At 30.1% G+C, this 12477-nt stretch carries 13 protein-coding genes and 1 pseudogene; all 14 read left to right on the top strand.

The annotated features are described in order from the left end of the window. The coding region (locus HGPB_RS07085) for an ORF6N domain-containing protein (protein WP_019132986.1) at positions 1 to 1001 on the top strand (1001 nt) is incomplete at its 5' end. A 101-nt stretch (positions 1002 to 1102) separates the two neighbouring features. Then, positions 1103 to 1288 carry a transposon-encoded TnpW family protein gene (locus HGPB_RS07080; RefSeq protein WP_019132985.1) on the top strand — a complete coding sequence of 62 codons (186 nt, stop codon included), beginning with the start codon at positions 1103 to 1105 and terminating at the stop codon, positions 1286 to 1288. 11 nt (positions 1289 to 1299) lie between these two features. Continuing rightward, positions 1300 to 2115 (top strand): annotated as a pseudogene (locus HGPB_RS07075) (VirD4-like conjugal transfer protein, CD1115 family); the annotation flags it as partial. Between the two features lie 156 nt (positions 2116 to 2271). Further along, positions 2272 to 3135 carry an Abi family protein gene (locus HGPB_RS07070; RefSeq protein ID WP_019107265.1) on the top strand — a complete coding sequence of 288 codons (864 nt, stop codon included), beginning with the start codon at positions 2272 to 2274 and terminating at the stop codon, positions 3133 to 3135. Between the two features lie 190 nt (positions 3136 to 3325). Next, a complete protein-coding gene (locus HGPB_RS07065; protein WP_002842079.1) occupies positions 3326 to 3649 on the top strand; it encodes a single-stranded DNA-binding protein in 324 nt (107 codons plus the stop codon). Next, entirely contained in the window at positions 3650 to 3865 is a 216-nt protein-coding gene (locus HGPB_RS07060) for a Maff2 family mobile element protein (protein WP_002838961.1), read from the top strand. It begins immediately after the preceding gene. A 1-nt stretch (position 3866) separates the two neighbouring features. Beyond that, the gene (locus HGPB_RS07055; protein ID WP_004838430.1) at positions 3867 to 4730 is read left to right on the top strand and encodes a VirB6/TrbL-like conjugal transfer protein, CD1112 family; all 864 of its coding nucleotides are present in this window, start codon (positions 3867 to 3869) and stop codon (positions 4728 to 4730) included. A 17-nt stretch (positions 4731 to 4747) separates the two neighbouring features. After that, positions 4748 to 5005, top strand: a complete 258-nt coding sequence (locus HGPB_RS07050; RefSeq protein ID WP_000702456.1) for a hypothetical protein — start codon at positions 4748 to 4750, stop codon at positions 5003 to 5005. Beyond that, positions 5005 to 5343 (top strand): PrgI family protein, encoded by a 339-nt coding sequence (locus HGPB_RS07045; RefSeq protein WP_002838958.1) that lies wholly within the window; start codon positions 5005 to 5007, stop codon positions 5341 to 5343. The genes HGPB_RS07050 and HGPB_RS07045 overlap by 1 nt, the downstream gene beginning before the upstream one ends. After that, entirely contained in the window at positions 5340 to 7835 is a 2496-nt protein-coding gene (locus HGPB_RS07040; RefSeq protein WP_019132982.1) for a VirB4-like conjugal transfer ATPase, CD1110 family, read from the top strand. The genes HGPB_RS07045 and HGPB_RS07040 overlap by 4 nt, the downstream gene beginning before the upstream one ends. Further along, complete coding sequence (locus tag HGPB_RS07035; protein WP_019132981.1) at positions 7807 to 8772, top strand: DNA-methyltransferase; 966 nt, start codon at positions 7807 to 7809, stop codon at positions 8770 to 8772. Before HGPB_RS07040 ends, HGPB_RS07035 begins: the two co-directional genes overlap by 29 nt. Before the next feature lie 9 nt (positions 8773 to 8781). Then, complete coding sequence (locus tag HGPB_RS07030) at positions 8782 to 11748, top strand: C40 family peptidase (protein WP_019132980.1); 2967 nt, start codon at positions 8782 to 8784, stop codon at positions 11746 to 11748. A 20-nt stretch (positions 11749 to 11768) separates the two neighbouring features. Further along, positions 11769 to 12026, top strand: a complete 258-nt coding sequence (locus HGPB_RS07025) for a hypothetical protein (protein WP_004837916.1) — start codon at positions 11769 to 11771, stop codon at positions 12024 to 12026. Then, on the top strand, positions 12023 to 12477 hold a 455-nt coding region (locus HGPB_RS07020; RefSeq protein ID WP_036738541.1), incomplete at its 3' end, for a leucine-rich repeat protein. The genes HGPB_RS07025 and HGPB_RS07020, both read left to right, overlap by 4 nt.

Here is a 12477-nt window from a genome sequence, read left to right as displayed (position 1 = left end):
ATGAAAACAGAGAAATTGTAGTGATAGATGAAACTACAATGAAAAGCAAGATTTACTATATACGAGGTCAAAAGGTTATGCTTGACTTTGAACTTGCTGAAATATATGGGTATGAAACAAAAACATTTAATCAGCAAGTTAAGAATAACATAGAAAAATTTGATGAAGATTTTAGATTTCAACTTACCAAAAATGAATGGGAATTTTTGAGGTCAAAATTTTTGACCTCAAAATCAGATGAAGGTTCAGGCGGTAGAAGATATATGCCTTATGCCTTTACAGAACAAGGTATTTATATGCTGATGACTGTATTAAGAGGAGAACTTGCTGTCAAGCAAAGCAAGGCTTTAATACGAATGTTTAAGCAGATGAAAGATTTTATAGTTGAAAACCAAGACTTTATCACCTCGAAAGAATTATTACAAATAGCAGTACAGACAAACCAAAATACAAAGGATATAGCAACAATAAACAATAAAATTAGTACTTTAGCTACAAAAGAAGATTTGAAAAAGGTTATGGATAATTTTATAGATCCGGACACATACAAGCATTTCCTTTTAATGAACGGAGATAAGATTGAAGCAGATGTTGCCTATACAAAAATATATAAGTCTGCAAAGAAAAGTATTTATGTGATAGATAACTATATAGGGCTAAAAACATTAGAACTTCTTAGGGCTGCAAAAGACAATGTTGAAATTATAGTCTTTAGCGACAATGTAAAAAACAAGGATATGCTGACAAAAAATATCCTAAACGATTTTAGAAAAGATTACCCTAATATCAGACTGAAGATGAAAATTGCAGGTAAAAAATATCACGATAGGTATATTGCTATTGACTATGGAACAGAAAATGAAGCCTTTTATCTTTGCGGAGCATCATCAAAAGATGCAGGAAATAAAATATCAAGTATTACCAAGATAGAAGAATCCTCTAAGGATATGTATCATAAAATGTTTGGTGGAATGTTAAACAATAAGAATTTGAAAATTTAATATGCAGATAACAGAATAGACAGTTATATGAGCTTTAAGCAAGGCGGTAGAAGTAAAAATCTATCGTCTTTTTTAATTGCAACAAACAGGAGGAAAATTATATGCAAGAAAATAAAAATGAACAGAATACAGGAACAAAGACGATAAAGAAAATTGGTAAAGCAACCTATGAGGTTGTTGTTCACTTTAATGAAAATGCAACGGAAACAATGCAAGACAAATTAAAACGCATAATGCTTAGAGAAATGGAGAGAGAAAAACATCAAAAAGTCGATAAAAATGATTAGAAAGTCCTTGACAAGTTGTTACAGGAAAAACTGCCAAATCAATCCTTATATCCTGTGGAGCAAGGCTTGCTCCATTTGATATTCAGGAACTTAGGGACTTAATGAAAGAAGATGAACTGGAGCTTGATACACTTGGAGAAAAGAAAACAGCTTTATTCGTAATAATATCGGATACAGATGATACATTTAACTTTGTAGTATCAATAATGTACTCACAATTATTTAATCTATTATGTGATAAAGCAGATGACGAATACGGCGGAAGACTTCCTATTCATGTGAGATGCCTACTTGACGAGTTTGCAAATATTGGCTTAATTCCTAAATTTGAAAAGCTTATTGCAACTATTAGAAGTAGAGAAATATCAGCTTGTATAATATTACAAGCACAATCACAACTAAAAAGTATCTATAAAGATAATGCCGATACCATAGTTGGCAATTGTGATTCGACGTTATTTTTAGGAGGCAAAGAAAGAACAACATTAAAAGAATTATCTGAAAGCCTAGGCAAAGAAACCATAGACCTATATAACACATCAGAAACAAGATCGAATCAAAAGAGTTTTGGACTAAATTATCAAAAAACTGGTAAGGAACTTATGAGTCAAGATGAAATAACTGTAATGGACGGTGGTAAGTGTATATACCAGCTAAGAGGAGTAAGACCTTTCTTATCTGATAAGTTTGATATTACAAAACATAAGAATTATAAGTTCCTTGAAGATTATGATAAGAGAAATATATTTGACATAGAGAAATACCTACAGAGAAAAGATGAGGTTAAGTTAAAAGAGAGTATGGTAGTTGAAATATTAGATGAATAAATTTAAAATTAAATAAGAAGTAAGATAGATATTTAGGAAAGATTAAAAGAAAATACTTGACAAAAAATATTTTATAGCATATAATAATGTCAACAGTACCCGACACGCCTCTTAACAATGCGGACCAAGTCGGGTCATTTGATTTTAGGAGAAAAAATGAAAAAAATTCATCAAGAACCGATTAGTATAGAAAATCAAGTAAAAAACTTAATAGACTTAGGACTTTTAGTAGAAGATAAAACTTATGCTAAGAAAATTCTTGGAAGAATATCCTATTACAGGCTGATTAAAGCTTATAGTATCACATTAAAAAAAGATGGAAGATATATATCAGGAATAAGTTTTGAAGATATTGTAAGTTTATATAAATTTGATAGAGAACTTAGACAGCTTATATTTGAAACAATAGAGCATATTGAAGTTTCTTTAAGAGCAGTTATCACAAACTATTTTTCTTTAAGATATGGGAACTTTTCATATAAAGATATGAATAATTTTGAGAAACAAAAGGAACAAGAAAGGGTACTAGAAGAATTAGCAAGGGAAGTTAAAAGAAATAGACGCTCACCATTTATAAAAAACTTTAAAGACAATTATGAAGGTGGAGAAATTCCACTCTATGCAGTGATAGAAGTAGCAAGTTTTGGAACTTTATCTAAAATGTATAAGAATATGAAAAATGAAGATAAAAGTAAAATTGCAAAAGTCTTTCATACAGACTACCATTACTTTGAATCTTGGATAGAAAATTTTGCCTATATAAGAAATATATGTGCCCATTATGGCAGGCTATATGGAGCAAAGCTTACAAAATCACCAAAGCTATATAAAGAATATTTAAAAAATAATATTTCAAACAATACAATATTTGCTACATTAGTTAATCTTAAAATAGTTTCTGAAGAAGAAAATTACAAAAATTTTTATCATGATCTAATAGCACTAATAGCAAGATATGAAAATATTGAATTAAGACATGTTGGCTTTATAGAAAACTGGAAAGAATTACTAAAACCATAAAATTAAATAGAGAAATTTACACCGAAAAAAACATTTCGGTGTTTTTTTATGCCCAAAGGAGGAAGAATGAAATATATACGAGATGAGCCGAAAAAATAAGATACAGAGAAAAATGAAATATTAATTAATTAGAAGTAGAAGCGATAGAGAAAACTATCGCTTTTTTTATGGAATAAAGGAGATAGAACAAATGGAAAGAGAAATGCTAAATATTAATGGAAATCTAGTAGGAGAAATAAAAACAACTGCAATAGATACAAAGGAAGGAGAAAAAGAAGTAGCTAACTTCACAATAGTTAGAAAGAACAAAGAAGAAGGAAAGGTTAAGAAAGAATATATCTACTGTAATCTCTACGGAGAAAAGGCAAAAAGTGTGAAGGAATTTAAAAGTGGAGAATACATCCATATTTTTGGATATTTTAAGGAAACAAAAAAAGAAGACAAGACATTTAAAAATTTTATCGTAAAGCACATAAATAAAATTAAAAAAGAAGAAAAAGAGGAGGAAATATAAATGGAATTTTTTACACAAGCAGTAAATGTATTAAAAATATTAGTTACAGCAATTGGTGCAGGGCTTGGAGCATGGGGTGTTATCAACCTGATGGAAGGTTATGGGAATGACAACCCTGGTGCTAAATCTCAAGGCATTAAGCAGCTTATGGCTGGAGGGGGAATTGTACTCATAGGTTTAAAACTAATACCGCTATTAGCAAACGTGTTAAAATAAAATGTTTAATATAGTAGATAAGATCAAAGAGTTTTTTTCGGAGATACTTATTGATATGATCAAGGAAAATTTAAGCGGAATGCTCCTTGATATAAATGATAAAGTATCAACGATAGCAAATGAGGTAGGAAAGACTCCGAGTGGATGGAACTCGGAGGTTTTCCACTTCATAAAGTCTATTTCAGAAAATGTTATACTTCCCATAGCAGGTCTTATCATAACGGCTGTACTATGTATTGAATTAATTCAAATGGTAATGAACAAAAATAATATGCATGACACAGATACCTTTGATTTTTTTAAATATATGATAAAAATGTGGATAGCAGTATGGCTTGTATCTCATGCTTTTGACTTTTCTATGGCAGTATTTGATGTGGCACAGAATTTAATAGGAAAGGCAGCAGGTGTGGCAAATGCTAGTGCAAAAGTTTCTCCGGGTGATATAGCTAATATGGTAGATAGCCTAAAAGGAGAGTCAATAGGAAAATTAATGACTATAGTACTAGAGACATCAATTGTAAAGATGATAATTCAAGGGATATCAATACTCATTACAGTTATTCTATACGGCAGGATGATAGAAATATATATTTATACTTCAGTTTGCGCAATACCTTTTGCCACAATGGGTAATAAAGAATGGGGAAGTATTGGAACAAACTATATAAGAGGGCTCTTCGCACTTGGCTTGCAAGGTTTATTCTTACTTATATGCGTAGGAATTTATGCCGTACTTGTTAAGACTTTAAATATATCAGACATACACAAAAGTATTTTTGAATTACTAGGATACACCTTAATACTTGGTATAACTATGATGAAATCAGGAAGTATTGCAAAATCAATTTTAAATGCTCATTAATAAAAAAGGAGAAGATGATGAAAATTAGAAGAAAAAAGGACAAAAAAATCAATCTAAAAACACTTGGAACAATAGGACTCCCAATACTTTTAATAGGGGGATATATTACAAGAGAAATACAAAATAGAATGATTATAAGAAAAACATTGGAAGTTTTAGATAATAGAGAAGAAACGAATGAAAAAGTCTTAGAAATAGCAGTGAATATGGGAAAATCATTAGAAGATCTGAACAGAGAAGATATATATGGCTTTTACTTAGAGGGTTTAGAATAATGGCTTATGTAAATGTCCCAAAGGACTTAACAAAAGTAAAAACAAAGGTAGCTCTAAATCTAACAAAAAGACAATTAATTGGCTTTACAATTGCAGGTCTAATAGGCTTTCCAGTATATTTAATGGTAAAAAAAGTGCTGCCTAATGACCTATCTATGTTAATTATGATAGGTGTGTCTTTTCCTATAATATTTGCAACTCTTTATGAAAAGGACGGGATCTATTTTGAAAAATATTTAAAGTATATTATAGATAAGAAAAGACAGACAAGTATAAGGATATACAAGACAGAATGTATTTATGATATAAAGAAACAAAGAAAGGAAAGGAGTAAATGAATCAAATACAGAAAAAACAACAGAAAAAATTAAATCAAGAAAAAAGAAATTTAAAAAAACAAAAAGAAGATTTAAAAAGCATTAGTATAAGTCAAAAAAAGATGAAAAAAGCAAATATTTCTAAAGAAAAAGGAAAGCCCAAAAAGAAGCTTTCCTTTTTTGGTGGGAAGAAGAAAAAGAGCGTTCAGGAAACAATCCCTTATTTAAGAATGTTGAGAAATGGGATTTGCCAAGTTGAGAAGAACAAATTTAATAAAATGATACGTTTTTTAGATATTAACTACCAGCTTTCAACAGAAGAAGATAAGGAAAGTATATTTAATGAATTTTCAAGTTTTTTAAACTATTTTGATCCAAGTGTTGATATAGAACTTTCATATATTAATCGCATAGGAAAAAATGAAGAAGTAGAAAAAAACATCAATGTTCCGGATAGAAACGATTCATATAATGAAATACGAAAAGAGTACAGGGAAATGCTAAAAAATCAGAGTCAAAAAGGAAATAATGGACTTACTAAATATATGTATATCACCTTTAGCCTACAAGCACAAGATTTAAAAGAGGCAACTACAAGACTTGAAAGAATGGAAATGGATATATTAAATAACTTTAAGCAGATGGGAGTAAAAGCTTATGTATTAAGTGGATATGAAAGGTTAAAGGTTATTCACGATATCTTAAATCCGAATAAGAATTTTGTTTTTTCCTTTGAAGACCTAAAATATAGTGGACTATCTACTAAGGATTATATAGTACCAGCATCATTTAACTTTTCATCTCACAATCAATTTAAAATTGGAGAATACTTTGGAGAAGTAAACTTTCTACAAATTCTAGCACCTGAATTATCAGATAGATTATTATCAGAATTTTTAGGGGTTGAAGAAAATATGATTGTAACATTTCATATAAATTCCATTGATCAAACAGAAGCTATAAAGATGATTAAAAGAAAAATAACGGACTTGGATAAAATGAAAATTGAAGAAAATAAGAAGGCTATAAGATCAGGATATGATATTGATATTCTTCCAAGCGATTTAATTACCTATGGTAATGATGCTAAGAAACTATTGGTAGAACTTCAAAATCATAATGAGAGAATGTTTGTCATAACTATTTTGTTTACAAATATGGAAAAAAGTAGAAAGAAATTGAGTAATATAATCTTTCAACTAAATTCAATAGCAGGTAGGCATAATTGTGTATTGAAAAATCTTAACTATAGACAGGAACAAGGACTAATTTCCTCCCTACCACTTGGAAAAAATGAAATCGAAATAAAAAGAGGACTTACAACTAGCTCTACAGCAGTCTTTATTCCTTTTACAACAGAAGAGTTGTGCTTAGAAGGAGAGAGCTTATACTACGGATTAAATGCTTTAAGTCGTAACATCATTATGACAGACAGAAAGCTTTTAAAGAATCCAAACGGTTTAATACTTGGAACGCCTGGTAGTGGTAAATCTTTTTCGGCTAAAAGAGAAATTACCAATGCTTTTTTAATCACACAAGATGACATCATTATATGTGATCCGGAAGGGGAGTATGGAAATTTAACTAAGGCACTAGGTGGAGAAGTTATAAAAATATCGCCAACAAGTAAGGATTATATAAACCCGTTGGATATAAATGTAGACTATGCCGATGAAGACAATCCCTTATCTTTAAAGTCTGATTTTATTCTTTCACTGTTTGAACTTGTAGTAGGAAAGGAAGGATTAAGTGCAGAAGAAACTTCAGTAATTGATAGATGTCTTCCAATATTATATAAGGATTACTTCGACAATCCCATTCCTGAAAATATGCCAATTTTAGAAGATTTATATAATTTACTTTTAAAACAAGAAGAAAATGTAGGGAAAAAATTAGCGGTAGAAATGGAAATTTATGTCAAAGGTAGTCTTAATGTATTTAACCATAGGACTAATGTAGATACAGGAAATAGAATTCTTTGTTATGACATTAAGGAATTAGGAAAGCAACTTAGAAAAATAGGTATGTTAATTGTTCAAGATCAAGTGTGGAATAGAGTAACTATTAATAGAAATAAGAAGGAAACCAGATATTACTGTGACGAATTCCATTTGCTTTTAAGAGAAGAACAAACAGCCTCATATTCCATAGAAATTTGGAAGAGATTTAGAAAATGGGGCGGGATTCCAACAGGATTAACACAAAATGTAAAGGACCTTTTAGCCAGTCCCGAAATAGAAAATATATTTGATAATACAGATTTTATCTTAATGCTTAATCAAGCTAGTGGTGATAGGGAAATTTTAGCTAACAAGTTAAATATATCTCTTTATCAGTTATCCTACGTCACAAATTCCAATGAGGGAGAGGGATTACTATTCTACGGAAACACAATAGTACCTTTTGTAGATAGATTTCCTAAAGATACAAAATTGTATAAGTTAATGACAACTAAACCAGAAGAATTAAAGGAAGGGATAGAAATTGATAGACAGAGAGAAGTTAAAAACTAACTATATTATTAATTTAGATGCAATTTCTGCTCTAAAGGAATTTCCAGATAAAATATTTGATTGCTGTATTACATCTCCTCCATATTATGGACTTAGAGATTATAAAGCAGAAGGACAAATTGGAAGAGAAGAAAGTCCGGAGGAATATTTAAATAAATTAATTGAAGTCTTTAGAGAAGTAAAAAGAGTATTAAAAAAAGAAGGAACACTTTGGGTAGTTATTGGAGATTCTTATGCAGGGACAAGAAGCAAAAAAGAATATAAAGATCCTAAAAACATAGAAGGAAGAAGTGGTCAAAAAGAGTCTATTACAGAAAAACTCAGTGGATACAAGGCAAAAGACTTAATGGGGATACCTTGGCAACTAGCTTTAAAATTAAGAGAGGACGGTTGGTATTTACGAAGCGATATTATTTGGCATAAGGAAAATGCCATGCCTGAGTCTTGTAGAGATAGACCATCAAGGTCTTATGAACATATCTTCCTACTATCAAAGGCAAGAAAGTATTTCTATAACTTTGACGCTATGAAAGAACCAATTAAAGAAATAAGCAAGAAAAGATATATGAGGGCAAGAGGAAAAAATAATAAGTATTTACAAGAAGGTACAGGAGCTAAAAGACAGAGCATAAATGAAGCAAGAGAGTATGGAGAATATATAGGAGATAATGTCCCTAAATTTAGAAACAATAGAGATATTTGGACTATTAACACCAGTGCATTTAAAGGAAAACACTATGCGGTATTTCCACCAAAACTGGTAGAACTTTGTATAAAAGCAGGATGTCCTAAAAAAGGCTTGATTCTTGATCCCTTTATGGGTTCAGGAACTGTTGGGATGGTAGCTATTAGGATGGACAGAGAATATATTGGAATCGACATAAACAAAGATTACTGTCAAATAGCTAAAGAAAGGATTGAGAAAAATATGAAATAGGAGGTGTATATGAAAAAGAAAGGGAAAGTAAACCCAAGAGATGTACCAAAGACCAAGCTTATATCAGAAAAGAAAGAAGAAAGTAATGAAAAATTCAGTAATACAGAGAGACCATCAGATTTTTCAAAAAAAGAAATAAATAAAGTAAAAAGCAGGAATAACATAGACAATAATGATGAAAACTCTAAGTATTATTCATCTCATTTGCAAGAAAATAGTCAGGATTTACTCAACGAAAAAGATAAGTCAAATAGAGGAAGAAGACAAAGAAAAAACCATGAGGAAAAATTTGCAGAAGCCTCCTATCATAATGAATATCAGCCAGAATATTCGCAACAGCAGCATAGAAAAATGGAAGAAAATGAGGAAAGTAGATATGGTGAATATTACGGGCAAGAAACAGAATACAGGCTAAGTAACTTTAAAGAAGATTTTAATGATAGACCAAATTCAACTAGCTCTAATTTAAAAAGTAGCACTTCTCCCCAAAAAAATTACAAGGGGAATAGTAATTTAAAATGGAAGAAAAACGTTGAGAGTGAAAGTTTTAATGGAGTGCAAGAGAAAAAAATAAGGAGATTTAGAAAAGAAGAAGATAAGGATTTTAATATAGAGGTAAGTTCAACATATGATCCCTTATCGCAGGACTCAGATAATGATGGTGTCATAGATCGCTATGACATGAACTTTAGTGATAGCAATGTATCATATAGGGACACAAGAGATGACTATAAGTATTTACCATCTTCTGATGTGCAAAGAAAAAATTGGGATGGTTATTCTATTCTTGGTGAGAAAGGGAAAGAAAGCTTTCAAAAAAACACCTTTAAAAAACTTTATCAATCTCAAAGTCAGTTTAAGGATAAAGGGGAAAAAGTAGAATTAAAATCTTTAAATGGGAAGTTTAGAAGAAAATATCTATCATATAAGGCAAATGAAGAAGATAAAAAAATAATTCAAGACCTGAATACTAATAAAAAACAAAATAGCAAATATTTCAAAGGCAAAGTTAGAAATTTAGAAGAAAAAGATATGCTAATGGGTAAGGTTTCTAGTGGGAAATTTAGACAGGATAGCCTATCTGAAGGATTCAAAAGTGAATCTGAAAAAAATAAAGATAAATATAATATAAATAAAAAGAATCAAGAAAAAATAGGCACGAAAAAAGAAATCTTCAAACAGGAAAAAAACGTAATAAAAAATGAGAATCTTGAAGTAGATGAACTTGATTTAAATCATAGTGGAATTTCTAATAAAAACAAGGGAAAGAAAAGACAAATAAAAGACGCTTTTGATAATACTATAAAGAAAAGCAACTTTGATCCAAAGAAAGAATACACCAGGACAAAAAAAGAAGTACAGGATTCTAAAAATGTATCTGAAGAAAATAAGGTAGATACAAAAAATAAAACTAAATTCCATTCTAAAAAAGATAACAAAAGTGAAAAAGATAAGTTTTATAAAAAGGAAGATAAAATATCAAAACTATATGAGAAAAAGAATAAAAAAGAAAAAGAGTTAATTAAGTATAAGAAAAAGTCAAAAAAAGCGGGTTTAGAAAAACCTATTACTTTTGCGAGTGCTATGACGGCAAACTATCTATATAGTGGGAAAGATGATAATGCAGGTGTTAACGCTGCTTATAAGCTTAGTAGAACTACCGAAGTTGTAGGTAGAGAAATTAGCCATTTTAGAAGAAAAAAACCTTTAAAAACTCAAAGAAAAATAAAATCTTTAGAAGGAAAAATTTATAAGAAAGAAAGTAAACTTCTATTTCAAAGAAATTTTGAAGAATTGAAGAAGACTAAAGCTTATCAAAACTCTAATAAACTGAATCGATTTTTTATGAAAAAGAAGTTTCAGAGAGATTTTAGGAAGAAACACGGGGAAGGTTTAGTAAATAGAGTAAAGAAATCTTTCGCTAATATTGGAAAGAAAACATTGGAAGCTTTAAAAAACAAAGGATATAAGCAAATTTTAATTGCCCTTTGTATTTTAGGACTTTTTTTTATGCTATTTCAAGGAATTAGCAATGTTGGCAGTCTTACTTCAGGATTAACAAGTAATGTTATAGCTACAAGCTATCTATCAAAAGAAGAAGTTTTAATGGATATTAACAATGAATTTACAAGTTATGAATATGCCTTACAAGATGAAATAGATAGTATTAAAGAAAATTATCCAAATTATGATGAATATCATATAAAAGGAGATTCTGTTGGTCATGACCTACACGAGCTTTTTAGCTATTTAACAGCAAGATATGGAGAGATTAAGTCAGCTGAAGAGATACAAAAGGAATTAAAAAAGCTATTTAATCAAATGTATGAGAAAAAATATACTTCAAAGTCTATTACAAAATATGACAGTGAAGGAAATCCATACACCTATAGAATTCTAACATTAACTATAAAAAAGAAAAGTATTGATGAAATAGCAAGAGAAGAATTTGCAAACTATGAAACAAATATGGCTCATTATTTAGCATTACTTGATAGTCAGGGAAATATGAGTGGATATTTTGGATCAAGCTATGGGAACTTGGGAGAGATTATAGACAATCCAAACTTTGGAAATCCCGGTCTTGCTTTTGATTCTGAAACTGCCAAAGCCTTATTTAATGAAGCAGAAAAACATATAGGTAAAAGATATGTGTTTGGAGCAAGTGGACCATCTAACTTTGACTGTTCAGGTTTTGTATGTTGGTCATTTACAAAGTCTGGTGTAAAGAGAATGCCAAGAACTACAGCTTGGCTTATTTATAAAAACTATTGTAATCCAATATCTCCAAGCGAGGCAAAACCTGGGGATATTATTTTCTTTAAAGGCACATATAATTCCGGTACGCCAATTTCTCACGTAGGGATATATGCCGGAAATGGAATGATGCTCCATGCAGGAGATCCTATCCAATATACCAGTATAAACTCAAGATATTGGAAAAATCACTTTTATTCCTTTGGTAGACCAAAATAAGGGGGAAGGAGTAAAAATCTATGAATAAAAAATTAATCAGAAACATAGAAAAACAGAAGAATTTAAGAAAGAAAAAAGAAGAAATTGAAATAGAACTTCAGTTATTAGTAGAGGAACAAGAAGAAATAGAAAATTTAGAGGTCATCAAGGAATTTCGAAGTCAAAAAATATCTCTTGATGAATTTTTATTTATTGTTAGAAAAAATAAGGAAGAAGAAAATAGAGAAAGACAAGAACTTAAAAGAAAAGATACAAATGAAAGTGAGGAAAATTTATGAAAAAAATAACAAGTGGAATTTTAGCTGTGATAATGCTACTTGTAAGTCTAGTGAATATAGTGGCTGTAAGTCCTGTATATGCAAGTACAGATTATAAGGTAGAGTGGACGGAAGATGATTTTATGTATTCCTCTGAGGGAAATATAATTGCCTTTAGTGATAAGGGCTTAGAAAAGAAAGAAAAGACAAATGTTCTAGTATTTCCTGAAGGAACAAAATCTATAAATGGAAATTATTCTTTAAGTCATTTAAACGATGAACTTAGATATAAAAGAGAATTTGGACGTGGCAAACATTGGGATAAAGTAATTATTCCTGATTCTGTTAAGCATTTAGGCTATGCTGCCTTTTACGATGCAAGTATAGACGAGGTAAAACTATCAAATAGGCTAACTTATCTTGGTGGTTTAGCATTTTTTAATTGTGGACTTAGAGAAGTGACTTTACCTGA

Origin of the sequence: Peptoniphilus obesi ph1, from assembly GCF_000311865.1 — a bacterium.
GTDB classification, from domain to species: domain Bacteria; phylum Bacillota; class Clostridia; order Tissierellales; family Peptoniphilaceae; genus Peptoniphilus_E; species Peptoniphilus_E obesi.
Note: the sequence above shows the minus strand (reverse complement) of the source record. Positions and strands in the feature narration are given on the sequence as shown.

Coding starts and splice junctions, on each gene's coding strand:
- HGPB_RS07080 (WP_019132985.1), top strand. CDS start 1,103: ATGCAAGAAAATAAAAATGAACAGAATACAGGAACAAAGACGATAAAG.
- HGPB_RS07070 (WP_019107265.1), top strand. CDS start 2,272: ATGAAAAAAATTCATCAAGAACCGATTAGTATAGAAAATCAAGTAAAA.
- HGPB_RS07065 (WP_002842079.1), top strand. CDS start 3,326: ATGGAAAGAGAAATGCTAAATATTAATGGAAATCTAGTAGGAGAAATA.
- HGPB_RS07060 (WP_002838961.1), top strand. CDS start 3,650: ATGGAATTTTTTACACAAGCAGTAAATGTATTAAAAATATTAGTTACA.
- HGPB_RS07055 (WP_004838430.1), top strand. CDS start 3,867: ATGTTTAATATAGTAGATAAGATCAAAGAGTTTTTTTCGGAGATACTT.
- HGPB_RS07050 (WP_000702456.1), top strand. CDS start 4,748: ATGAAAATTAGAAGAAAAAAGGACAAAAAAATCAATCTAAAAACACTT.
- HGPB_RS07045 (WP_002838958.1), top strand. CDS start 5,005: ATGGCTTATGTAAATGTCCCAAAGGACTTAACAAAAGTAAAAACAAAG.
- HGPB_RS07040 (WP_019132982.1), top strand. CDS start 5,340: ATGAATCAAATACAGAAAAAACAACAGAAAAAATTAAATCAAGAAAAA.
- HGPB_RS07030 (WP_019132980.1), top strand. CDS start 8,782: ATGAAAAAGAAAGGGAAAGTAAACCCAAGAGATGTACCAAAGACCAAG.
- HGPB_RS07025 (WP_004837916.1), top strand. CDS start 11,769: ATGAATAAAAAATTAATCAGAAACATAGAAAAACAGAAGAATTTAAGA.